The sequence below is a fragment of the Amycolatopsis sp. VS8301801F10 genome (assembly GCF_046195355.1).
GTDB lineage: Bacteria > Actinomycetota > Actinomycetes > Mycobacteriales > Pseudonocardiaceae > Amycolatopsis.
This window is the reverse complement of the sequence record NZ_CP176065.1, coordinates 4,419,712-4,442,471: the sequence shown is the minus strand read 5'-3', so window position 1 is coordinate 4,442,471 and position 22,760 is coordinate 4,419,712. Positions and strand designations below refer to the sequence as shown.

General features: G+C 71.3%; 25 protein-coding genes. 18 read left to right on the top strand and 7 right to left on the bottom strand.

Annotated features, from left to right (window positions below; genetic code table 11):
* Positions 1-93: 93 nt before the first annotated feature.
* The 15 genes from F9C11_RS21125 to F9C11_RS21055 all read left to right on the top strand — a co-directional run bounded on the left by F9C11_RS21125 (position 94) and on the right by F9C11_RS21055 (position 12,279).
* Positions 94-966 carry an alpha/beta fold hydrolase gene (locus F9C11_RS21125; RefSeq protein WP_409186595.1) on the top strand — a complete coding sequence of 291 codons (873 nt, stop codon included), beginning with the start codon at positions 94-96 and terminating at the stop codon, positions 964-966.
* Between the two features lie 58 nt (positions 967-1,024).
* Entirely contained in the window at positions 1,025-1,603 is a 579-nt protein-coding gene (locus F9C11_RS21120; protein ID WP_409186594.1) for an amino acid synthesis family protein, read from the top strand.
* Positions 1,600-2,802 (top strand): amidohydrolase family protein, encoded by a 1,203-nt coding sequence (locus F9C11_RS21115; protein WP_409186593.1) that lies wholly within the window; start codon positions 1,600-1,602, stop codon positions 2,800-2,802. Before F9C11_RS21120 ends, F9C11_RS21115 begins: the two co-directional genes overlap by 4 nt.
* A 10-nt stretch (positions 2,803-2,812) precedes the next feature.
* Positions 2,813-3,019: a ferredoxin gene (locus F9C11_RS21110; RefSeq protein WP_409186592.1), complete on the top strand. Its 207-nt coding sequence runs from the start codon at positions 2,813-2,815 to the stop codon at positions 3,017-3,019.
* A complete protein-coding gene (locus F9C11_RS21105; RefSeq protein WP_409186591.1) occupies positions 3,016-4,212 on the top strand; it encodes an NAD(P)/FAD-dependent oxidoreductase in 1,197 nt (398 codons plus the stop codon). Before F9C11_RS21110 ends, F9C11_RS21105 begins: the two co-directional genes overlap by 4 nt.
* 34 nt (positions 4,213-4,246) lie before the next feature.
* A complete protein-coding gene (locus F9C11_RS21100) occupies positions 4,247-5,404 on the top strand; it encodes an alpha/beta hydrolase family protein (RefSeq protein WP_409186590.1) in 1,158 nt (385 codons plus the stop codon).
* 4 nt (positions 5,405-5,408) lie between these two features.
* Entirely contained in the window at positions 5,409-5,660 is a 252-nt protein-coding gene (locus tag F9C11_RS21095; RefSeq protein WP_409186589.1) for a hypothetical protein, read from the top strand.
* Positions 5,657-6,499: a hypothetical protein gene (locus F9C11_RS21090; RefSeq protein WP_409186588.1), complete on the top strand. Its 843-nt coding sequence runs from the start codon at positions 5,657-5,659 to the stop codon at positions 6,497-6,499. The genes F9C11_RS21095 and F9C11_RS21090 overlap by 4 nt, the downstream gene beginning before the upstream one ends.
* Before the next feature lie 38 nt (positions 6,500-6,537).
* Positions 6,538-7,578: a dihydrodipicolinate synthase family protein gene (locus F9C11_RS21085; RefSeq protein ID WP_409186587.1), complete on the top strand. Its 1,041-nt coding sequence runs from the start codon at positions 6,538-6,540 to the stop codon at positions 7,576-7,578.
* A 4-nt stretch (positions 7,579-7,582) separates the two neighbouring features.
* Positions 7,583-8,899, top strand: coding sequence for an aromatic ring-hydroxylating oxygenase subunit alpha (locus tag F9C11_RS21080; RefSeq protein ID WP_409186586.1), 1,317 nt, complete (start codon positions 7,583-7,585; stop codon positions 8,897-8,899).
* A complete protein-coding gene (locus tag F9C11_RS21075; protein ID WP_409186585.1) occupies positions 8,899-9,432 on the top strand; it encodes a 3-phenylpropionate/cinnamic acid dioxygenase subunit beta in 534 nt (177 codons plus the stop codon). Before F9C11_RS21080 ends, F9C11_RS21075 begins: the two co-directional genes overlap by 1 nt.
* Positions 9,433-9,445: 13 nt before the next feature.
* The gene (locus tag F9C11_RS21070; RefSeq protein ID WP_409186584.1) at positions 9,446-9,715 is read left to right on the top strand and encodes a hypothetical protein; all 270 of its coding nucleotides are present in this window, start codon (positions 9,446-9,448) and stop codon (positions 9,713-9,715) included.
* Between the two features lie 26 nt (positions 9,716-9,741).
* Entirely contained in the window at positions 9,742-10,494 is a 753-nt protein-coding gene (locus F9C11_RS21065) for an SDR family oxidoreductase (RefSeq protein ID WP_409186583.1), read from the top strand.
* Positions 10,495-10,661: 167 nt separating this feature from the next.
* Positions 10,662-11,096: a MarR family winged helix-turn-helix transcriptional regulator gene (locus tag F9C11_RS21060; RefSeq protein WP_409186582.1), complete on the top strand. Its 435-nt coding sequence runs from the start codon at positions 10,662-10,664 to the stop codon at positions 11,094-11,096.
* A gap of 118 nt (positions 11,097-11,214) precedes the next feature.
* A complete protein-coding gene (locus F9C11_RS21055; RefSeq protein ID WP_409186581.1) occupies positions 11,215-12,279 on the top strand; it encodes a nitrilase-related carbon-nitrogen hydrolase in 1,065 nt (354 codons plus the stop codon).
* On the opposite strand, the gene F9C11_RS21050 is transcribed toward F9C11_RS21055, so the two are convergent.
* From F9C11_RS21050 to F9C11_RS21040, 3 genes are all read right to left on the bottom strand, one after another.
* Positions 12,258-12,695, bottom strand: coding sequence for a hypothetical protein (locus F9C11_RS21050; RefSeq protein WP_409186580.1), 438 nt, complete (start codon positions 12,693-12,695; stop codon positions 12,258-12,260). The two genes, F9C11_RS21055 and F9C11_RS21050, sit on opposite strands and share 22 nt — an antisense overlap.
* Positions 12,676-14,118 carry an MFS transporter gene (locus F9C11_RS21045; protein WP_409186579.1) on the bottom strand — a complete coding sequence of 481 codons (1,443 nt, stop codon included), beginning with the start codon at positions 14,116-14,118 and terminating at the stop codon, positions 12,676-12,678. Before F9C11_RS21045 ends, F9C11_RS21050 begins: the two co-directional genes overlap by 20 nt.
* 84 nt (positions 14,119-14,202) lie before the next feature.
* Complete coding sequence (locus F9C11_RS21040; RefSeq protein WP_409186578.1) at positions 14,203-14,637, bottom strand: MarR family winged helix-turn-helix transcriptional regulator; 435 nt, start codon at positions 14,635-14,637, stop codon at positions 14,203-14,205.
* A 148-nt stretch (positions 14,638-14,785) separates the two neighbouring features.
* On the opposite strand from F9C11_RS21040, the gene F9C11_RS21035 reads away from it, so the two are divergent.
* Positions 14,786-15,490 (top strand): GntR family transcriptional regulator, encoded by a 705-nt coding sequence (locus tag F9C11_RS21035; RefSeq protein WP_409186577.1) that lies wholly within the window; start codon positions 14,786-14,788, stop codon positions 15,488-15,490.
* A 404-nt stretch (positions 15,491-15,894) separates the two neighbouring features.
* Here the strand turns inward: F9C11_RS21035 and F9C11_RS21030 are convergent, their stop codons facing one another.
* The 4 genes from F9C11_RS21030 to F9C11_RS21015 are packed head-to-tail and all read right to left on the bottom strand — an operon-like array spanning position 15,895 to position 19,015.
* Positions 15,895-16,401, bottom strand: a complete 507-nt coding sequence (locus tag F9C11_RS21030) for a flavin reductase family protein (RefSeq protein WP_409186576.1) — start codon at positions 16,399-16,401, stop codon at positions 15,895-15,897.
* Between the two features lie 12 nt (positions 16,402-16,413).
* Positions 16,414-17,193, bottom strand: coding sequence for an SDR family NAD(P)-dependent oxidoreductase (locus F9C11_RS21025; protein ID WP_409186575.1), 780 nt, complete (start codon positions 17,191-17,193; stop codon positions 16,414-16,416).
* Positions 17,190-18,338: an LLM class flavin-dependent oxidoreductase gene (locus tag F9C11_RS21020; RefSeq protein WP_409186574.1), complete on the bottom strand. Its 1,149-nt coding sequence runs from the start codon at positions 18,336-18,338 to the stop codon at positions 17,190-17,192. The genes F9C11_RS21025 and F9C11_RS21020 overlap by 4 nt, the downstream gene beginning before the upstream one ends.
* Before the next feature lie 26 nt (positions 18,339-18,364).
* A complete protein-coding gene (locus F9C11_RS21015; protein WP_409186573.1) occupies positions 18,365-19,015 on the bottom strand; it encodes an isochorismatase family protein in 651 nt (216 codons plus the stop codon).
* Between the two features lie 657 nt (positions 19,016-19,672).
* On the opposite strand from F9C11_RS21015, the gene F9C11_RS21010 reads away from it, so the two are divergent.
* Complete coding sequence (locus tag F9C11_RS21010; protein WP_409186572.1) at positions 19,673-20,683, top strand: pentapeptide repeat-containing protein; 1,011 nt, start codon at positions 19,673-19,675, stop codon at positions 20,681-20,683.
* A complete protein-coding gene (locus F9C11_RS21005; protein WP_409186571.1) occupies positions 20,680-22,659 on the top strand; it encodes a glycosyltransferase family 4 protein in 1,980 nt (659 codons plus the stop codon). The genes F9C11_RS21010 and F9C11_RS21005 overlap by 4 nt, the downstream gene beginning before the upstream one ends.
* Positions 22,660-22,760: the final 101 nt, after the last annotated feature.

Below are 22,760 nucleotides of genomic sequence, written 5' to 3'. Positions count from 1 at the left end.
GGCCGGCGCGCCGCCGCGCGAGGGCGGATTCGCGGTTCCGGCGACCGGAACATCCGCTCACCCCGGTCCTCGGATGTCACCCACATTGAGCGCATGACCGTTTCCGAAACCAGCGTCGTCGCCGACCGCTACGCCGACGTTCCGCACTTCCGCGTCCACTACCTCGAGGCGGGCAGCGGCCACCCCCTCGTCCTCCTCCACGGCAGCGGGCCCGGGGCGACCGCCGCGACGAACTTCACGCCCAACATCGCGCCGCTCGCCGCCCGCTTCCGCGTGATCGCGCCCGACATGCCGGGGTGGGGCGAGAGCGACACGCAAACCGACGAGACCGGCCGCGACCATGCCGGCACGCTGATCGCGCTGCTCGACAAGCTCGGCATCGAGAAGGCCGCCCTCGTGGGCAACTCGATGGGCGGGATGACCGCGATCACGGCCGCCGTCCGGTACCCGGACCGGGTTTCCCATCTGGTCACCATGGGCGTCCCCTCGCCTTTCCCGCCGCTCTTCTCCGCGGCCGGCCACTCGGAGGGCCTGGCGATCCTGATGCGGGCCTACCGCGAGCCCACGGCGGAGAACATGAAGCGCCTGGTCCAGGTGATGTGCTTCGACCAGGCACGGGCCACCGACGAACTCGCCCAGGCCCGCTCGGCTGCCGCGCTGGCGCGTCCGGAGCACCTGGACAGCTGGAACGCCCAGTTCGCCGACGAGGGAACGCTCCCGCCGTACTTCCAGCTCGGCGACGCGGTCTCCCGGGTGACCGCGCCCATGCTGGCCATCCACGGCCGGGACGACCGCGTCGTGCACTACGAGCACAGTCTCCAGCTCGTCACCCGGATCCCCGACAGCCGCCTGGTCCTGCTCAACCGGTGCGGGCACTGGGCGCAGATCGAACACGCCGAGGAGTTCAACAGCTTGGTGACGTGGTTCGTCGGGTCGGAAGAAACCCGTGCCCGCCCCCGGGCCTGACGCGCGTCCCCGGTCCCACCCCCCGACATCGTCAGCTACCGCGCAGGAGGAACAAGTCGTGAGCACCCTCGTCATCCGCAAGGTCGTCTCCCAGATCGAGGAGACCAGGAGCGCCGCCGGGCGCGGCGACGACGGCGGCCCGCTGCGCAAGGTCGCAGTGTGCGCGGTCGTCGCCAACCCGTTCGCCGGCCGGGGATACGTCGAGGACCTGTCGCCGATCATCAACGCCTCCGGCGAGATCGGCGCCTTCCTGGGCAAGGAGGCGCTTCGGCTGCTCGGCGCCGAAGCCGCGAGCTACGGCAAGGCGGCCTTGGCCGGCACCGCCGGCGAGCAGGAACACGCCAACGCCGCGATCACCTCCGTGTACGGCAACGCGTTCCGCGACGCGATCGGGGGCGGCAAGGCCTGGATCACTTCGGTCACCAAAGTCTCCGCCGGCGACGCGGTGATCGACGTGCCGCTGGCCTACAAAGACGAAATCTGGGTGCGCAGCCACTACGACGCCCTCACCGTGCACGTGCCCGACGCGCCCCGCCCCGACGAGCTGGTCGTGATCGCCGCGGTGACGAACCGAGGCCGGATCAACGCCCGGGTGGGCGGCAAGACCGTCGCCGATGCCGCCGGGGACGCGTCGTGACCGGCAGCATCGCGGTGGTCGGCGCGGGCGTCGTCCTCTCCGGCGACCACACCGCGCCGGTCGTCGACGGCGCCGACACCGTCGTCGCCAAGGACGGGCTGATCACCGCCGTCGGCCGGGCCGGCGATCTCGCCGCCGAGGTCGCCGCGGCCGAGGTCGTCGTCGAGGCCCGGGGCACGACGGTCGCGCCCGGCCTGATCGACTCGCACTGCCACGTCGTGCTCGGCGACTACACGCCGCGGCAGAAGACCGTCGACTTCCTGGCCAGCTATGTGCACGGCGGCATCACCAGCGTCGTCTCACCCGGCGAGATCCACGCCCAGGGCCGGCCGCACGACGCGACCGGAGTGAAGGCGCTCGCCATCGCCGCCCGGTCCTGCTTCCGGAACTTCCGCCCGGGCGGCATGACCGTGCACGCCGGCTCGGTGGTGCTCGAGCCGAGCCTGACCGAGCCGGACTTCGCCGAGCTCGCGGCCGCCGGCGTGCACCTGGCGAAGTTCGGCTTCGGGCTCTACGCCGACCCCGCCGACGGCTACGACCAGGTCAAGTGGGCCCAGCGGCACGGCATCACGGTCATGTGCCACTCCGGCGGCGCGAGCATCCCGGGCAGCAAGCCGATCACCCCCGAGCATCTGCTCCATCTCGGCCCGGACGTCTGCGGTCACCTCAACGGCGGGCCCACCTCGCTCCCCGGCTCCGGGGTCGACCGGATCATCGAGGAGACCGCCATGGCGGTCCAGCTGGTGCAGGCGGGCAACCTGCGTTCCGCCGTGCGCATTCTGCGCAAGTGCGACGCCGAGGGCCGCTTCGACCGGGTCGTCCTCGGCTCCGACACCCCCACCGGCACCGGCGTGATGCCGCTCGGCGTGCTCAAAACCGTGGCCGAGCTCTCCTCCTGGTCGGGCATCGACCCGGCCCGCGTATGGGCCGCCGCCACCGGCAACAACGCCCGCACGTGGGGCCTGCCCGCCGGGTTTGTCCGCGTCGGCGCGGCGGCCGATCTGGTCGTCATGGACGCGCCGTGGGGCTCCACCGCCGACGACGCCGTCGGCGCCCTCGCCATCGGAGACATCCCCGGCATCACCGCCGTGGTCACCGGCGGCGAGCTCCGCGCCCTCACCAGCCGCAACACCCCCCGCGCCGCGCGCCTTGCCGAGGTCGTCCCCGCGATGCCGCACCTCGCCGCGGCCGGTCATTGAGGAGGCCGAGATGTCCTACGCAGTGCTGTTCGAGCCGGAGAAATGCCAGGGCTACGCGAACTGCCTCATCGAGGCGCCCCAAATCTGGGATTTCGACGAGGACGAGAACCGCGCCGTGCTGCGCGTCGCGGGCCCCGGCGACGCGCTCCGCCCCAAGGCGGAGGCGTCGGCCCGCTGCTGCCCCGCGCAGGCGATCCGGATCGAGGAGCCGTCGTGAAGCGCGTCGTCGTGGTGGGAGCCTCGCTCGCGGGAGTCAGCGCGGTCGAGGAGCTGCGCCGCCGTGGGTACGACGGCGAGCTGACGCTGGTCGGCGCCGAGCCGGGGCTGCCCTACGACCGGCCGCCGCTCTCCAAAACCGCGCTGGCCAGGATGCTCGCCGGGGACGAGCCGGACGACCTGCTGCTGCGCTCCGCGGACTGGTACGACGAGCACGGGGTCGCCTTGCGCCTCGGCACGCCGGCGAGCGGACTCGACGTCACCGGGCGCGCCGTGCGGCTCGGGGACGGCCGGCGGGTGCCCTACGACGGACTCGTCGTCGCGACCGGGTCGGCCCCGCGGCCGAGCCCGCTGGCGCGTGCGCTGCCCCCGGCGCACGAGCTGCGGACCGACGCGGACGCCCGGCGGCTCGCCGGAGCCCTTCGCTCCGGCGGCCACCTGGTCGTGGTCGGCGCGGGCTTCGTCGGCATGGAGGTCGCCGCCACGGCCGTCGAGCACGGTCTCGACGTCACCGTCGTCGACGTCGCCCCCGTCCCGATGAGCCGGGTGTTCGGCACGACCCTCGGCGACTGGTTCCGGGACAGGCACGAGAGTCGCGGCGTGCGCGTGCTCTGTTCCTCGGGCGTGGCCCGCGCGGAGACCCGGGGCGAGCGCACCGTCCTCGAACTGGCCGACGGCGAGCGGCTCACCGCGGACACCGTGCTCGTGGGAGTGGGGACCGTCCCGGCCACCGGCTGGCTCGAGGGTTCGGGCCTCGCCCTCGGCGACGGCGTCCGGTGCGAACCGAGCCTGGCCACGGCCGCCCCCGGCGTCGTCGCCGCGGGCGACGTCGCCCGCTGGGAACATCCGCTGCTCGGCGACCTCCGCGTCGAGCACTGGACCAACGCTGTCGAGCAGGGCCGCCACGCGGCCGCCACGCTGCTCGGGGACGCGACGCCGTTCGCGACCGTCCCGATGTTCTGGACCGACCAGCACGACGCGAAGGTGCGGTGCCTCGGCCGCCCCTGCGCCACCGACGACCTGGCCGTCCTCACCCTGACCGCGTCCTCCGTCGTCGCGGTCACCTCCCGCGACGGCGTGGTCCGCGGTGCGGTCTGCGTCAACGCCCCCCGCCAGCTCGCCCGGCTCCGCCAGGCGATCGCCGACCGCCGGCGGGTCGAGGACCTGCTCGCCGACCACGCCGTCGCCTCCTGACCGACCCGCCTCTCCGAGAGCCGAAGGACCCGACATGACCCAGACCGACAACGACGCGAACGCCGAGAACCGGGACGCGCTGTCCGTGATCGAGCTCTTCCCGCAGAACGAGGACTGGTCGCTGCAGACCATGCGGCTGCTGGCCCAGGTGGCTGTCGGCGGCGCCGACCTGTTCGAGTGCGCCCGGACCGCCGCCCGGATCGGCCGCACCACCACCGACGGGGAAACCTGGCAGGCCGAGTGGAGCCGGACGGCGAAGGAGGTCGCCGCGGCCGGCGAGGCGGCCCTCGAGCGCGGGGAGACCACCACCGCGCGCCGCGCGCTGCAACGCTCCTGCAGCTATTGGCGGCACTCCGAATTCTTCCTCGGCACGGACGACCCCCGGCGCGAGGAGGCGTACCGGGCCGGCACCGCGAACTTCCAGCGCGCCGCCCAGCTCTCCGGCGGCACTGTCGAGCGGATCCACGTCCCGTTCGAGGGCACCACAATGGACGGGTACGTCGTACGCCCCGACGATTCCGGCGCCGCCCGCCCGACCGTGGTGTTCCTCGGCGGCGCCGACTCCTGGGCCGAGGAGCTCTACTTCCTCGGCGGCACGGAATTCCCGGCGCGCGGGATGAACGTCGTCATGGTCGACACCCCCGGCCGCGGCAGTTCGCTGCGGTTCAAGAACCTCTACAGCCGCCCCGACTACGAGGTGCCGGTCGCGGCGGTGCTGGACCACCTCGCGCGGCGGCCCGACGTGGACATCGACCGGATCGGCCTGGCCGGCGTCAGCTTCGGCGGCTACTACGCCCCGCGCGCCGCGGCCTTCGAACCGCGGGTCAAGGCGGTCGCCGCCTGGTGCGGCACCTGGAGCATCCTCACCGACTTCTACGAGTTCTACCCGCCGCTCCAGAAACAGCTGCAATGGCTGTCGGGCTCCAAGGACGACGCGGAAGCGCGGGAGAAGCTCGCCGCGTTCACGCTCGACGGCGTCGCCGACCGGATCGACGTCCCGGTCTACGTCATGCACGGCACCGACGACATCATCATGGACGTCAAGGGCGCCCGCCGGTTCGCCGAGGCGCTCACGACCGACGACGTGACCGTCGACATCTACGACGGCGCCGGGTCCCTGCACTGCAGCTACGACTACTTCTCGGTGGCCACCGCGCGGCTCGCGGACTGGTTCGTCCGCAAGCTCGGCTGACGCCGTGTACGAGCTGCACCGCCTGCTCTGGGACGTGCGCCGGCACCCCGGCGTCAAGGACCGCTACCTCGCCGACCCCGACTCGGTGCTCGACGAGTACGGCGTCGGAGGCGAATTCCGCGCGTGGATGCGGGACCTCGACTTCAGATCTCTCCACGAGCACGGCATCAACCCCTACCTCCTGTACTTCTGCGCGATCCAGCTCCAGGTGGACCGCACGGAGTACTACGCGCGGATCCGAGGAGAGCTCTCATGACGGGCAACGGCCAGGTCGTCGGCGCCTTCGCCGCCTCGCACTCGCCCGGCATCACCGGCTGGCCCGAGCGGGCCGAGGAGAAAAGCCGGATCGCGGTCGAGTCGGCGTTCGGCGAGGTGCGGCGTCGCATCGAGTCGCTGCGTCCCGACGCCGTCGTCGCGGTGTCGGTGGAGCACTTCACGAACTTCCACCTGGGCAACCTGCCGGCGTTCGCGATCGCCACCGGCGAGGACTACCTCGGCCCGGTGACGCCGGAGATGGCGCGATTCCTCGGCGTGCGGCAGCGGCGCCATCCCGGGGCCGCCGCGCTCGGGCGGCACCTCTACCAGACCGCTCTGGAGTCGGAGTTCGACCCGGCGCTGGTCGAGGGCGGACTGGAGTTCGACGAGAACTTCTGCGTCCCGCTCAAGCACCTCGACCCCCAGGCGCGGCTGCCGCTGGCGCCGGTGATCGTCAACGGCGTCAACCCGCCGTGGCCGACGCCGCGGCGCTGCTACGACTTCGGCCGGATGGTCCGGCGGGCCGTGGAGACCCAGACGGAGTTCGAGCGGGTCGTGGTGCTGGCCACCGGCGGGCTCTCCCATTGGGTCGGCCTGCCGGAGTCCGGCGACATCAACGAAAAGTTCGACCGGGACTTCCTGGACCGGCTGGCCGACGGCGACCCCGGCAGGCTGACCGGCTACTCGCGCGACGAAATCGACGCCGCGGGCAACGGCGCCCACGAGATCCGGACCTGGCTGATCGCCGCCGGCGCGGCGGGCACCGGATTCGACGTCCTCGCCTACGAACCGGTGCGCGCCTGGCTCACCGGCACCGCCGTCGCCGCCGCCCGGCTGTGACGGCGACAACCCACCCACTACGAGGAGCACGACACACCATGAGCAACCGTCCCAAGGTCACCGGCCGCGACCTGCGCGGGGTCATGGCCTACCCGCCCACCCCCGCCCTTCCCGGCGCCGAGCGGGTCGACGCCGTCGACACCGTCGACCTCGCCGAGACCGAGCGGATGATCCGCGCCCTGATCTCCGACGGCGTCGACGCGATCGCGCTCAACGGCACTCTCGGCGAGTGCGCGACGCTGACGCTGGACGAGTGGAAGGCCTTCGCCGGCTGCGTCGCGGAAACGGTGAAGTCGGCCGACCCGGACTTCCCGGTCTTCATCGGCGCCACCACCCTCAACACCCGCGACACCGTCGCGCGCATGAAGTTCCTCTCCGGCCTCGGCGTCACCGGGACCCTGCTGGGCCGCCCGATGTGGGGCGAGATGGTCGCGCCGGTCATGGAGCGCTTCTACCGCGACGTCGCCGAGGCAGTGCCGGACCTCGCGATCGTCGTCTACGACAACACCGCCGCCTTCCGCGGCGTCATCCCCCGCCGGGTCTACCAGACCCTCGTCGAGCTGCCCCAGGTCGTCGCCGTCAAGTACGCCGGCGGCGCGTCGGTCGGCTTCCGCTACCACAACGACATGGCCCGCACCGGCACCAGCTTCCCCCTCATGCCGATCGAGACCGACTGGTATCCCGCGTGGGAGATGTACGGCGAGGAGCTCGTCGGCATGGCCTGGTCCTCGACCACCGCGATGGGCCCCGGCCCGGTGCTCGAGCTGCGCGACGCGCTCCAGCAGGGCCGGACGGACGACGCCCGCTGGCTCACCGAGCGCCTGCGCTGGGCGCACGAGCCGTTCCTGGTGGGCCAGGACTTCACGGAGTTCGCGAAGTACAACATCCCGCTGGAGAAGATCCGGGTGAACGGCGCGGGCTACCTCGACGTCGGCAAGTGCCGGCCGCCCTACACCGAGGATCTGGTGCCCGCCGAGCACGTGGCGAGCACGGCCGAGCACGTCGCCCGCTACGACCAGGTCAAGAGCGAGGTCGCGTCCCGGTTCGGCGCCCGCGCCCCGAAGCTGTCCCAGGCGTGACGCGATGAGCACGCCACCGGACACCGATCCCCTCGCCGCCTGGGTGGACCGGACCCGCGAGGGGATCGGCGAAGGGCGGTTCCCCGCCCGGGCGTTCAACGACCCCGCGGTGCACGCCCTCGAGCAAGAGCGGCTGTTCTCCCGGGCGTGGTGTTTCCTCGCGCACGAAAGCGAAATCCCGGAACCGGGCGACTACGTCACGCGGTACCTCGGCAACAACAACCTCATCGTCGCCCGCGACGAGGAGGGCGCCGTGCACGCGCACCTCAACATGTGCCGCCACCGCGGCAACGTGATGTGCAAAGCCGAGATGGGCAACGCCTCCCACTTCCGGTGCAGTTATCACGGCTGGACCTACAAGAACTCCGGCGAGCTGATCGGGGTGCCCTACCTGAAGGAGGGCTACCAGGAACGGCTGAAGCGCAAGGACTGGGGTCTGGTCCGGGTCAGGGTCGCGTCCTACGAGGGGCTCGTCTTCGGCTGCCTCGCCCCGGACGCGCCCTCGCTCGAGGAGTACCTCGGCGACTTCACGTTCTACCTCGACCTGTATCTCAAGCACGGCTCCGGCGGCGTCGAGGTGCACGGTCCGCCGGACCATTGGACGGCCGAGACGGACTGGAAGATCTGCGCCGAGAACTTCGCCGGCGACGGCTACCACACGCCGGTCGCGCACCAGTGGGGTTTCAACCTCGGGTACTTCCCGTCCTCCGGCTCCACCCACAGCCAGGGCTGGGCGGTCAGCATCCCCGGCCGGGGCCACGGCATCGGGCTGGGCCACAGCCCGGCCTTCCCGCCGTTCGGAGGGTTCCCCGACGACCTGGTCGAGGACATGAAGCGGACTCTCAGCCCCGAGCAGGCCGAGGTCTTCGCCCGCACCCGCACCGCGGTCGGCACGGTCTTCCCCAACCTCTCCTTCCTGATGCAGCCGTTCAGCCTGGTCCCCGGCGAGCCCGGGGTGCGGTTCGTGACCATGCGGCTCTACCACCCCGCGGGCCCGGGCCGGATGGAGATGTACTCGTGGTGCCTGGTGCCCAGGGACGCCAGTCAGGAGTACAAGGACCAGGCCTACCGCGCGTACACGCTGGCGTTCGGGCAGGCGGGAACGTTCGAGCAGGACGACTTCGAGAACTGGACGAAGGTCACCCGGTCCGCGGCGTCCACGATGGTCCGCGACGTCGACTTCCCCTACGTCATGGGGATGGGAAGCGATCCGGACCGGGACTTCCCGGGACCCGGGCACGCCGTCGTCCCCTACGTCAACGACACCAACTTCCGGAACCTGTGGAGCCGCTGGGGCGACTACCTGGCCGGGGAGGCCTGATGACCACGACACCTGCCGGCCAAGCCGGTCGCGTCGACCGGGACACCGCCGGCGAGATCGAGGAGTTCCTGTACCGCGAAGCGCGGGCGCTCGACGAGCGCCGGTTCCGCGACTGGCTGGCGATGCTGGCCGACGACGTCCGCTACGAGGTTCCGGTCCGGGTGACCCGCGAGGGCCTCGCCGAGTGGGAGCTCTCGCCGACGTCGCGGATCTTCGACGACGACCGGGAGACCCTCGAGGTGCGGATCCGCCGCCTGGAGACGGACTTCGCGTGGGCCGAGCAGCCGCCCTCGCGGACCCGGCACTACGTCGCCAACGTGATCGTCGACCCCGGCGAGGTCGCCGGCGAGTACGCCGTGGCCTCGAACTGCTTCGTCTACCGCAGCCGCGGCGACAGTCCCACGCCGAGCCTCTACTCGCTCGACCGCAAGGACATCGTGCGCCGCACGCCGGACGGCTGGCGGCTGGCCCGCCGCTGGGCGGCGTTCGACCAGTCGCTGATCAACGCCCACAACCTGTCCGTCTTCGTCTGACCCGGGAGGCGTCATGCAGATCCCCGAGCCCGTCGTCGAGGAGCCTCCGGCGGGGGACATCCCGGAGTACCCCTCGGCGTCGGCCGACGGCCCGATCGTGGTCGCGAACGAGTTCGTCGACGTCGTCGTGCGACGCGTCGGGACCCGCAACGGGATGCGGCTCGACATCTGGTCGCCGCGCCGGGGCACCCGGGTGCTCCTCGACGCGGTCGCCCTCGACTGCCTGAGTTATCAGGAGCCGGGGCTGATCACCGAGCTGCTGGCCCGGCGGCCGGCGCCGTGACCCGGCTGGCCGGACGGTCCGCGCTGGTGGTCGGAGGGGGGTCGGGCATCGGCCGGGCCGCCGCCCTTGCCTACCTGGGCGCCGGGGCCCGCGTCACGGTGGTGGAGCGTTCGGCCGAACTCGCCGCCGCCCTGCGGAAGGAGACCGACGACCGGGTCACCGTGGTCGTGGGCGACGGCACGAGGCCCGACGTCCTCGCCGCGGGCGTAGCGTCGGCCGGCGGCGGAGGCGGTCTGGACCACCTGACCTGCTGCGTCGGGGTCTTCGATCACTACGCGTCGCTCCGCCAGCTCGACACCGCGCAGCTGCTCGCCGCGGCCGAGGAGACCTGGCGGCTCAACGTGCTCAGCGCCCTGCTCGCCGCCCACGCCGCCTGGCCGGCTCTCCGCGAGACCGGCGGCTCGATCACCCTCACCCTGTCCGAATCGGCGTTCCGCCCGGTCGGAGGCGGCGTCCTCTACGGCAGCTCGAAGTGGGCGCTGCGCGGCGTAGTGCAGCACCTCGCCGCCGATTTCGCCCCTGCCGTACGCGTCAACGGAGTCGCGCCCGGCGGGACGACCGACACCCGTTTCTCCGGTCTGGACGCACTGGGACAGTCCGCTCGCTCAGTCGCCGACAGCGTCGGCCGGGCGGATCGGATCGCCGCGGGCACCCTGCTGGGGACGGCCCCTACCCCGGCCGACCACGCGGCTGCCTTCCTCCACCTCGCCGACCCCGTCGCGGCCCGCGTCGTCACCGGCCAGGTACTGCTCGTCGACGGTGGCCGGACGCCGTCCTGAGCCGCTGTCCGGCAGAGATGGGCCGACGCCGCATCGGCCGTCGGTGACGCCGCGGCGAGCGCGCCGGGGTTCCGGCGTTTTCTCGCCGCAGCGCGAGGACAGCGCACCCGGCCCGGGCCGGGACCTGGAGAGGTCTGTGCGGGAGGGTGCGCCGGTAATCTGAGCGAGTGACTCGCAACCCTGGCGATGGCGTCGCTCTTCCCCTGGAGGACGGTTTCCACCTCATGCGGCGCGTGCTGCAGGAGCACGCGGCGGAGTGGCAGGCTCGCGTGCCGGAGCTGACCAAGCCCCAGTTCGCGATTCTGAGCGTGATCGCCAGGGATCCGGGCGTCGACCAGGCCACCGCGGGCGAGCGGGCCGCCATCGACAAGTCCACCCTGGCCGCGATGCTGCGCCGGCTGGAGGAGCGCGGCCTGGTCGCCCGCAGCGTCGACCCCCAGGATCGCAGGCGCCAGTTGCTGGAGCTGACCGAGCACGGGACCTCCGCCCTGCACGCGGCCTCGCCGCTGGTCCGGGAGGCCGAGGAGCGGATGCTGTCGCGGTTGTCCGCCTCCGAGCGGCAGCGGTTGTACGCCTTGCTGCGCAAACTCAGCGCCGGGTGACGGCTCTCACTCTGACGGGCGAAGCCCGCGGCCTGGTAATTTAGTTCGTGTACACACTTTCCGTAGACGAACTAACTGGCGGGCCGAGGCCGGCCAGCACAGAAAAGAGGCGGCGATCGTGATCGAGCCGTATCGGGTCACCGGACTGGTGCCGACGTACTGGGCCGTCCATGACAGGTCCGAGATCCGGAAAAATCTGGACCACATCGAAGAATTGAGCCACACCGCACTGTGGCTGTCCGGTTTGGACATTCCGGTGCGGCTGCTGGCCGTCCCCGAAGGCGCTCTCCAGGGGTTCACCGACGAGATCGAGGACGTCGACCACTCCGACTACGCCCGCCACTGCGCGATCGACATCCCGGGCCCGGAGACCGACCGCCTCGGCGCGCTCGCCCGCAAGCACCAGGTTTACGTGATGGCACAAGCCAAAGCACGGCACCCGGACTGGAAAAACCTGTTCTTCAACGTCGCCTTCCTCATCGACCCCGACGGCGAAATCCTGCTCAAGCACCACAAACTGAACTCGTTGCTGCCCTCGGAACGGTCGGTCTCCCCGCACGACATCCTCGACTGGTGGATCGACAAGCACGGGCGCACGCTCGACGCCTTCTGGCCGGTCGCCGACACCAAGATCGGCCGCATCGGCGCCATGATCGCCATGGAGGGCAATTTCCCGGAGAACGGCCGCGGCCTGGCTCTGAACGGCGCCGAGGTGGTCTACCGCCCGTCGCTGCCGTCCGCGTTCACCGCCAACGACGTCTTCGAGATTTCCAACCGGGCCCGCGCGCTGGAGAACAACTTCTACGTGGTGGCGCCGAACATCGGCGGCGGCTGGAACTCGGGCAGCACGGCGGCCGTCGACACCGGCGGCGGCCGGTCGATGATCGTGGACTACCAGGGAGCGGTCGTCGGCAAACAGTTCGACACCAACGGTTCCGCCTACGTGTCCGGCGTGATCGACATCGAGGCGCTTCGCCACCACCGCTCGGCGGCGTCGGTGACCAACTGGCTCAAAGACGTGCGCACCGAACTCGCGCAGATCGCCTACGAACAGCCGATCTACCCGAAAAACCGTTATCTGGAGCGGATTCCGGGCAACCACGCCGAGTTCCGCACGCAGGTCCTCGAGCGGCAGATCGCCCTCATGCAGGAGCGTGGCGTCTACCAGCGACCGTCCCGGTAGCCCGACCGCGCCGACTCCCCGGCGCCCGGCCGCGGGAAGGTTTCCCGGAACGGCGCGGCACGGGCGTCGAGGACCGGCTGCTCGGACGTGGCGCCCGCGGTTCGGGCGCCACGTCCGTCCGGAACGCGGGAAAACCGCGCCAGACAAGGATTTGCCCGCCCCGCTCCCCTGCCGCGCTCGCCGGCGGCGGTTCGCCCCGGGAGGGCGAGGACGACCTGGGTGACGTGGTGCGCGGCTAGACAGCCGGCGAGATCGGTGTGGTGGAAGGCATCCCAGGAGTACTCGGTGACCGTCTTGTCTCCGGGCCGCCGGTTGAGCTGCGGCAGCAGATCGGTCCATCCGTCGGGGAACTCGTGGCCGCCGCCCCGTTCCGTGCGGCCGGGTGGGCTGGCGGCGTCAACGGCGGTGACGGGCACGGTGTTCTCCGGGTTCGGTTTCGTGCGGATCGGACCCGCGGCGGGCGCGCTCGGTTTTCGGGCGGGCGAACGAGATCAGGACCAGCACGACACTGATCCCGATCATGATCCAGGCGATGAGGCGGACTCCGCGGTCTGTGACGTCGGTGTGGAAGACGACACCGGTGACGGCGGAAGAGGCGATGGAGCCGACGTAGCCGAAGGTGCGCAGCAGTCCGGACGCGGTGCCGAGCTGCTCGGCGGGCGCCTGGGCGTAGAGCGCCGTTTGGTTGCCCGCGCCGGCGAGTCCCATGGCTGCCCCGATGACGACCGTGATCGCGACGACCCAGCCGATCCACGCCGAGCCGTTCAGCAGCAGGACGCCGGCGGAGCCGGCCAGGCAGGCGAGGGCGGCCGCGACGATCGGGCCGCGGACCAGATTGCGGCGCGAGACCGGCAGGATGACCAGGCCGCTGACCAGAGTCATGGGCAGCAGCAGCAATCCGGCCCCGGTTTCGCTGAGCCCCCGCACGGCCTCGACCCACTGCGTGATCCCGTACAGCACCAGGTACGCGCACAGTTGCACGAGGCCGAAGCGGAAGTAGGCGGCGGTCAGCGGCTTGTTCGAAACGAGCAGCCGGACGTCGAGGAAGGGGCTGCGGGCGCGCAGTTCCCAGGCCACGAGCCCGGCCCAGATCAGGGCCGAGACGCCCAGCAGGCCCCACTTCGGTTCGGGCAGGCCGAACAGGAACAGCAGCAGCGTCGCCATCGCGGCGGCAAATCCCGCGATCCCGCCCAGGTCGAGGTCGGAGGCGATTTCGCGCGGGCGCCGCGAGCGGTCGAGCGGCCCGTCGGGCGGGACCCAGGCCAGCGTGGCGGCGAGGGCGAGCAGCGCGACGGGGACGTTGACCAGGAAGACCGACCGCCAGCCGAGCGCACCGACCAGGACCCCGCCGACGGGCAGTCCCAGGGAGGCCGCGGCGATGCCCGCGATCTGCAGGCCGCCGAGCACGCCGCCGGGCGGGTGGTCCAGGCCCGCCTCCCGGGCGCGGCGGCGGACCATCAGCATCGCCGTCGGATAGGCGCACGAGGTGCCCAGGCCGATCAGCACCCGGCTGGCCAGCAAGGCGCCCAGCTCCTGAGCGACACCGCCGACGAGCCCGCCGACGGCCACGAGCACGATCCCGGCCAGGAACACCCGGCGCGCGCCGAACACCTCGGCGGCTTTGCCCGCGGTCGGCTGCGCGACGGCACAGGCCAGGTAGAGCGCGATCACCAGCGCCGCGGTCCGCCCCAGCGGCACACCGAGCCCCGTGGCGATGGGCAACAGCGCCGTCGCCAGCAGCGAGCTGTTGATCGGGTTGAGGGCGGAGCCGACGAACAACGGCGCGGTGAAGCGCCAGTCGAACGGCCGGCTGGGCGCCGTCGAAGGGTTGCCAGACATGGAAGTCCTCCGGACCCGCACGCGGGCGTGCGCTATCGCGCCGGCGCCGCGGCCGGCGAGTTCAGGGGTGCGAGGACTGGCGGGTCAGAGCAGCTGGGCGAGCCGTTCGAGCAGGGCCGCGCCTTCGCGGAGGGCAGCGACTTCTTCCGCGGTGAAATGCTCGTCCATCAGCTTCGCGTACCGCTCGGTCACCTCGTCGCGGACGCTGCGCACGAGGTGCGTCCCGGCGTCGGTCAACGACAGCAGCTGCCTGCGTTTGTCGGCCGGGTCCGGCGAGCGCCGCACGAGCCCGCGGGCCTCCAGCGCGGCGACCGTCGTCCCCATCGCCTGGGGCGTGATCTGCTCCCAGCGGGCCAGCCCGGCGATGGTGTCCATGCCGTTGCGGTCCAGCCGCGACAGCACCGACGCCTCGGGAAGGCTGAGCCCGGAGGAGGAGCTGTCGTGGGTGCGGCGCTTGACCAAGCTCACCGCGTTGCGCACCGCGGTGGCGGTCGCCAGGAGATCACTCTCGCCAGTCACAATGAGAAGACTAGACTTGCAAACCTAAGTTTGCAAGGTTGCCTTTCTATTCTGGTGCTGGGCAGTGCGTCCTGCGGGCCGCGGAAGACGACACGCACGTATGACAAGGTTGTTGGACGACCGCCCCTGACCAGGGGATAATCCCCGCATGGTGAGTGCAGCGGCCGAGCCGCCCCTGTCGGTAGTCGACCGCGTCGCCGCGGAGCTGCGGGAGCGGATCAAACGAGGCGAGTTCGTCGGCGGCCAGCGGCTCTTCGAGGCCGAGCTGACCAGCGACCTGGGCGTCAGCCGCGGTCCGGTGCGGGAAGCCCTCGGCCGGCTGGCGAGCGAGGGGCTGGTGGTCGTCGAGGCCAATCGCGGCGCGTTCGTGCGCCGGTTGCGGGCCAAGGACATCGTCGACCTCTACGAGGCGCGCGCGGCGATCGAGGGCCAGGCCGCCGCGCTGGCGGCCCGCCGCGCCGCGGACTGCGATCAGCGGGAGCTGCGGGAACTGCGGGAACTGCTGCGGGAGAACGAGGAATTCCTGCGCGGCGGGGAGTTCGCTCCCCATCTGCGGGTCAGCGAGCGGTTCCACCATCTCGTGCTGGAGCTGGCCGACAGCGCGATCCTGGACCGGCTCGGCCGCCAGCTGCACGTGCTGGCCCACCACCTCCAGACCACCAGGATCGTGCGCAGCACCCTGTCCGAACCCCAGCTCTCGGTCGCCGCCACCGCCCGGTGGCACCACGAGATCGGCACTGCCGTGCTGCGCGGGGACGACGACGAGGCCGGCCGCCTCATGCGGGCGCACCTGTTCGAGACCCGGGACGGGTTCCTCGCCTTGGACGGCCCGAAAGCCGGAGGGCAAAGCTGACCGCGGCGCCGTTCCGGCAGCCGCGAACCCTTGCCGGGCAAGGCAAGCGCGCCGTGGCTCGTGCCGGGTTCCAGCGGCACTGACCTGGTCTTGGCGACATCCGGCACCGGCGGGAGGCCGTCGATCGGCGCCGGGCTTTCCAGCTGTCCGCGAGCGTCGGTCGACGTCGCCATGGCGGCCGCCGGACCGGCGGGGGCCCGCGGGCGAACCCGAGTACGCGGGTGGTCCGCCCGCGGGCAGCCGTGAACCTGAGCCGCCGTCCGCCGGGGCATCCCCTGGCCGCATCGGCGGAAGTCCCGGCCGGTCGGCGTCGGTCAGCAAACCCGAAGGCCGCACCCGGGTCTACGAGCAACGCGGGTACCGCGAACGCGGCCGCCGCGGTACCGGGCGGGGAGCGCACCGGTTCATCCCGTCTCCGCAAGTCCGAGGAATCTGCCCCGGTGGAAGATCAGCGGATCCCCGTCGCGGCGTTCGGCGGCGACCACCCGGCCGACGAAGGCCGTGTGGTCCCCGAGATCCTGCGCGGTCTCGGTAACGCACTCGAACCGGGCCACCGTGTCGACGAGCAGCGGCGCGCCGGTGAGCCCGGCGCCGTAGCCCACGCCCGCGAACTTGTCGTCGCGCTTCCCGGCGAAGGTCGCGCAGATCTCGCGCGCCGCCGCGGTGTCCGGCAGGACATTGATCGCGAACAGCCCCGCCGCCGCGATCATGGGACGGGTCGACGAGGTACGGCCCAGGCAGGCCATCATCAGCGGCGGGTCCAGGCTCACGCTCATCACGGCGTTGACCACGCAGCCGTACGGCGTGTCGTCGAGGACGGTGGTGATCACCGTGACCCCGGTCGCGAACTCCGCCGCGGTCTTGCGCAACCTGGGCCCGTCGACGGCCCCAGGCGGGAAAGCAAGCGTCATCAGGCGTCCTCCTCACCAGGCAGTGATGCCGCCGTCGGCCACGACCGTGGCTCCGGTGACGAGGCTCGCGTCGTCGCTCGCCAGGAACAGGCACAGCGGAACCACCTCCTGCGCCTCGCCCAGCCGCCCCAGCATCGAACTGCGCGCCAGCTCCGACATCACCGCCTCCTTGCCGGGATGGTCCCGCAGGAGCTGGTGGGGCATCTGCGTGTCCAAGGGGCCGGGGCACACCACGTTGACCCGGCAGCGCGGGGCGAGTTCGGCAGCCGCCACCTTGGTGAAGGCGACCAAGCCGGCCTTGGAAACGCTGTAGGCCGACCACCCGGCACCTCCGCGAAGCGCGACCGAGGACGACACGTTGACCACTGCGGCGCCGTCGCCGAGCAGCGGCGCCAGGGCCTTGGTGAGCAGGAATGCGCCTCGGAGGTTGACCCCCAGCACTCGGTCCCATTCTTCGACGCTTGTATCGGCGATGGACGCCTGCTGGATGATTCCGGCCGCGTTGATCAGGACATCGACCCGGTCGAGCGTCCGGGCGAAGGCGGTGACCGCGCCGGGATCGGCGATGTCCACGCGCTCGAACGAGAAGGGCTTCCCCGCCGAGCGGGTCTCGGTCCGCAGCCGCTCCCCTGCCGCCCCGTCGACATCGATCCCGACGACGGTCGCCTTCTCGTCGAGCAGGGCATGGCACAGTCGCCGCCCGAGGTCCCCGGCGGCCCCGGCGACCACGGCGGTCTTCCCGGCGAACCGGGTCCCGGCGGTTCCTTCCGCGTTCTCGTGCGCCCGGTTCACGCGGTGGCCAGGCTGGGGCCGAGCGGTCGCCGGACTCCCGCGAGTTCGAGTGCGGGCAGGACCTCGGCGATGAACCGCGGAAGACCGGTCTCGTAGTTCATCCAGGTCAAGGCCACCCCGTCGACGCCCGCCGCGGCGAGGTCGGCGAGCTGTGCGGCGATCGTCGAGGAGCTGCCGATCAGCGGGTAACCGCCCATCGTCGCCGCGACCGACCGCTTGAGTTCGGCGCGCTGATCGGGCGCCAGATGCGCACCGCCCATGGTCCAGTCGAGGGCGTTGCGCACCGCGTCCTCGTCGGCGTCGACAGTGGCGTAGCGCTCGGCGAGGCGGCGCGCCTCCCCGTCGGTGTCCGCGCAGACGACCGAGCCAGTGACCCACACCGACAGCTCGCGGCCGTGCCCCGCGGCGAGTTCCTGGATCTGCCGCACCTTTTTCCCGGTCGCCGTCAGGTCGGTCGTCGCGACGAAGGCGATGTCGGCGTAACGGGCCGCCAGCTGGTGGCCGCGCGGCGAGAACGCGGCGTTCATCAGCGGCGGATGCGGCGCCTGGACGGGCTTGGGGCTGCTGTAGCCGCCGTTCATGGTCAGCCACCGGCCGTGGTAGTCGAAGTCCTCGGGCTCGCCCCAGAGCCGCAGCACGATGTCGAGCCATTCCTCGGAGTAGCCGTACCGGGCGTCGTGGTCGAGCGTCTCGACGCCGAACATGCGCAGTTCCTTCTCGAACCAGCCCGCGACGACGTTCAATCCGACGCGCCCTTGGGACACCGCGTCGATCGTGGCGATCTGTTTAGCCGCCATGACCGGCGGCACGGTGAGGCAGTGCGAGGTCGTGAAGACCGTGATCCGGCTGGTGCGCGCCGCCAATGCGGCAGCCCAGGTGTAGGGCTCGAAGCTGCTGCCCCACGGATTGGTGCGGCCCTCGAACCCGCGCCAGCGCGAGTACGGGATCACCGCTTCGAAACCCGCGTCCTCGGCCAGCCGGACCAGCCGGAGGTTCTGCTCCCAGCCGATCTCGTGGCGGTCCGGGAACGCCGTCACCCCGCCCGCCGAGGTGACGTTGATGCCGAACAATCCGAGCTTGAGCCCGGTATCGGCGAAGAGCGGCCCGGAATTGTTCCTGGGCACGGAAAAAGGGGCTTCTGGCACGGGGTCTCCTTCGACGGGGGATGCGCTCAAGCCGGCTTCAGGCAAGACGAGGTCCGGCGCGGGAAAGGATCGGGGAGGCCCCCGGCGCCAGGCCGGTCCCGCCGCGGTCGTCCGAGCCCGCGAACCACCTCGGCGGCGGTGCGCACCCGGCTGATGCCCGGCAGGATCTGTGTCAGCGAGAAGTCGTGGTGGGCGGCGGAAACACTGGACGTGGCATCGGACACCACCACGACCCCGAACCCGCGGGCCGCCGCTTCGCGGGCCGTTCCCTCGACCCCGAAGTTGGTGGCCACCCCGGCGAGCACGATCGTCTCGATCCCGCGCTCCCGCAGCAGCGCCTCGAGACCGGTGGACGAGAACGCGCCCCACCCCGCTTTGACGACACGGAGGTCGCCCTCTTCCGCGACCCCTTCGACGATCTGATCCCAACCCGGGGGCTGCACCTCGGGCATCGGCGGCCCTGGCGCGTCCACCGCCGGACCGCCGGAACCGGGAAACGCCACGGTCACAAGCACGACGGGCACTCCCGCCAGCCGCGCCCGCGCCGCCAGCTCGCGGGCGGCCGCCGCTACTTCATCCCCTGACAGCGGCGCGAGCGGCATCCCGAGCACCCCCGCCTGGAGGTCGACGAGAACGAGCGCCGTCGTCCCCGGGTCGAGGTCGAGCGGCGCGGTCACGACACGACCTCGTCTCGGCGCGAAGCGGCCTGGCCAGCGGACTTCGTCTGCATGTATTGTCCTACCATGTTGTAGGACAATATCAGCTTGGTCGAACTCGTCAACCCGTCGGACGCGCGTCAGCGCTCCCACCGCACGGCAGTCGGCCCCCAGGAAAGCCACTCGGCAACCTGCTCACAGTCCACAACAGACAGTCGACGCGCTCCGCACCCCGGCGAGGCGAAGTCCGTTGAGCGACCGAGGCGCGATCTTCGAGATGCGGTTCGCGAATTCCTCAGACGCCCGTGAGCCTTCGGCGAAGGCGGTCGCGGTGGTCCTGTCCGGAAGAGGGAGAGCAGCGGAAGGTTCTCGTCGGGTGCTGGCTAGCGGACCAGCACCCGCGGCGATCATGCGGCACGGCAACCCATATCGCGCGCCGACGCCCGCCAGTCTGCCCGGAATTTCGTCGGGCGCCGACAAGGGCTTACCAGGTTCAAGCAGCCGCTGGCGGTTTCGCGACTCGTCGAAGACTCCCAGCAGTGCGGCGGAGTTTTCCGGGACTTGGCCTGCGCAGACACGCTCGGCGCCTTTCGCTCACGAACCCGCCTGACCACTCGCTAGCAGGGGCGATCGCGCTCCGCCGCCGCTGGCCTTCGGCGAGTGTAGTGAAATGGGCGCATGCGGCTTCAGAAATGGCGCGGGGCAGGCGCGGCGGCGGCTACTGTCCTGGTGCTCGGCGCGGTGGTGTGGTTCTTCGGCGTGCCGGTGCCCGAATGGGCGGTCGGGCCGGCGGAAGGCCTGACCCGGCAAGAGTGGCTGACCGCGGTCGGCAACGCCAGATCCAGTCTGCTGACGGGGTTGAGCGTCGCCGCGGGGATCGTGACGGCCGGCCTCGGCGTGCGGCGGTATTTCCAGGATCGGGACAAGCAGCGGCTGGAAGAAGACAAACATCTCACCAGCCAGTTCGACGCCGCTTGGACCCGGCTGGCGTCCGAAGACCCGCTGATCCGCGCCAACGCGGTGCGCACCCTTTTCCGGCTGATGATCCGCTCGGAGCAAGACCGGCCGCTCGTCCTGCGATCGGTGTGCGACCTGCTGCGGCAGCGCGTCGGCGACGACGCTGATCTTTCCCGGCCCGCACCCGATGTGACCGCCGCGGTAGACGCCTTGCGCGAGCGGGCCCCGCGGGCGGAACCGGATCCTCTTGACCTGACCGGCGTGCGCCTGCCCGGCACGGACTTTCGCGGCGCTTCCCTGCGCGGAGCACGGTTCGGCCGGACAGCCGTCCTGTCGGAGGCCGACCTGACCGGAGCCGATCTTCGCGAGGCGACCTCGTCCGGGCTCGTCCTCAAGGACGCCGCTCTGCCGTCAGCGCTCTTGAGCCACGCTGCTCTGGACCGAGCCGACTTCCGGCACGCGAATCTGCGCGACGCCGACGCCCGTGCCGGAAACTTCGCCGAGGCGGATTTCCGAAACGCCGATCTCTCGGGTGCCGACTTCCGCGGCGCGGCTCTTCGCCGCGCCCGGTTCTCCGGCGCGAAGCTCGACCGAGCCGCCCTCGCCGGCGCCGACCTCACCGACACCGATCTCAGCGGCGTCGACCTGACCACGACGACGGGGCTCACTCGCGAAACCCTCTCCCGCGCAGTCGTCAAAGACGCGGTTCTGCCCGGCTATCTCGAGAAATGACCACCCCGACAGTGGTCGTCGCAGTGCACGACGGCTACTACGGCTGCGGCACCGGCGCCGGCTACGCGAACTACGGCTTTCTCAGCACTCTCGCCACCGTGCTTCCGTCGGACGTGCGGCTCGTCGTGCTCCCTCTCCGGCTGGCTCCCGGCAGTCCAGAACACCATCCTCGCTGGTACCGCCGCGCGCGGAAACTGCTGCGACGAGCCGCAATCCTGCCCGTCGACAACGGCACCGCCGGGCAGGACCGCTGGGGCACTCTCGACAACTTCCGCGCGCTCGTCGGCAGCACAGCCGACCGGCTGCGCGAGCTCCGCAAGACAGCCGGCCCTTTGCTCATCCTCGCGTTCGACGCACCGTTCCTCGGGCTCGGCGCCGCGCTGCCGCGCGACCTTCTGCCAAGCCTGGTGCTGGTGCCCCGTTCGAGCGCGAAAATCCACGCACCGCACGACATCGAACGGGTCCGGTGGGAACGGGACGGGTTGCTCGCCGCCGCGGCCGGCGGGGCACGAATAGCGACGATCTCCCCGTTTTTGGCTGAGCACCTGCGAAACGACTACCACGTCCCGGACGAATCGCTCGCGACCCTGCGCGACGGACTCGTGCCCGACGACTGGGCAAGGCTCCAGCCGGCGAGGGCTGCCGATCTCCCGCCGTTCGTACTCGCGATGGGCCGGGCCGAACCGTACAAAGGATTCGAAGACCTTCTCGACGCTTGGGAAATCCTGCGGCGCGCCGACGTCGCGCTGCCCCGGCTCGTCCTCGCCGCCACCAGCGAACAACCCGAACCGACGCCGTATCAGAGAAAGCTGCGGCGCCGAGCCGAGCGCCTCGGCGCCCCGGTCAGCTTGCCGACTCGCTTCACTCCGCGAGTGGCCCGACTCTTGGGACACCGAAACCTCATGGCCGTCGTGGTCCCCTCGCGCGCGGAACCTTTCGGACGGATCCCCATGGAGTCCTTCGCCGCGGGAGCCGCACCTGTGATCACCACGACACAGCACGGCCTCGCCGGGCAGATCATCGACGGCAGCACCGGCTTCCGCAGTGACACAGCGTCACCGCGGGCGTTGGCCACTGCCCTGCATCGCGCGCTGTCCCTCGGTTCCGACCAGCGCGCCGCCATGCGCAACCGAGCTCGCCAAGTCGCATTGCGTGACTATGACCATCCGGCTGCCGTGCGCGCCTTCCTCGACCGCCACGCGCCGTGGCTCGCGCTTCCCAACCCGGACGATCGGTTACGGTGGCTCAACGCCGCCGCCCCCACCCCGAGGAGCCCCGTGTCCACCGTGCCGCCGGTCAAAGTGCCGATCGGGCGCCAGGCGCCGCATTGGACGACGGTGCAGGCCGAACGGCGCGTCCTGGTCGTGGTCCACCACGTCACGTCGCTGCTGCGGCTGCTCGACGTCCTGCCGGTGTTCGGCTCGGACACCCGGATCCAGACCGTGTTCGCCTGGAACGGTTCGGACCCCTTCCGGCACGGACTGCAGTCCCACCTCGACCGCCTCGGCGCCGCCGTCATCCCGTGGGCACAGGCGATCGAGACCGAATTCGACCTCGTGCTGGCCGCCAACCACGGCGGGCTCACCGAAATCACCGATCCGCTGATTGTCCTGCCGCACGGCGCGGGATACACTAAGAATTCTCCCGGAAACCGGAAACCGGAAACCGGAAACCGGAAACCGGAAACCGGAAACCGGAAACCGGAAACCGTACCGTTTTCGGCCTGTCTCCGGAATGGCTGCTGTACAACGGGCAGCCGATCGCCACGGCGCAGATTCTCGCGCACGACGCCGAGCTGGAAAGACTGCGCCGGCTCACCCCTGCCGCGGCGGACACTGCTGTCGTGGCAGGGGATCCCGCCTACGACCGAATGCTGGCCAGCAGGCATCTCCGCGGCCGCTACCGCGAAGCGCTCGGCATCGCGCCGGACCAGAGACTGGTCACTGTCACCTCGACGTGGTGGCGCAACTCGCTGATGGGCAGCTGGCCCTCGCTGTTCCGGGAGATGCTCGGGAACCTGGACCGAGACCGTTACCGCGTCGCGGGGCTGCTGCATCCGAACATCTGGCACGGGCAC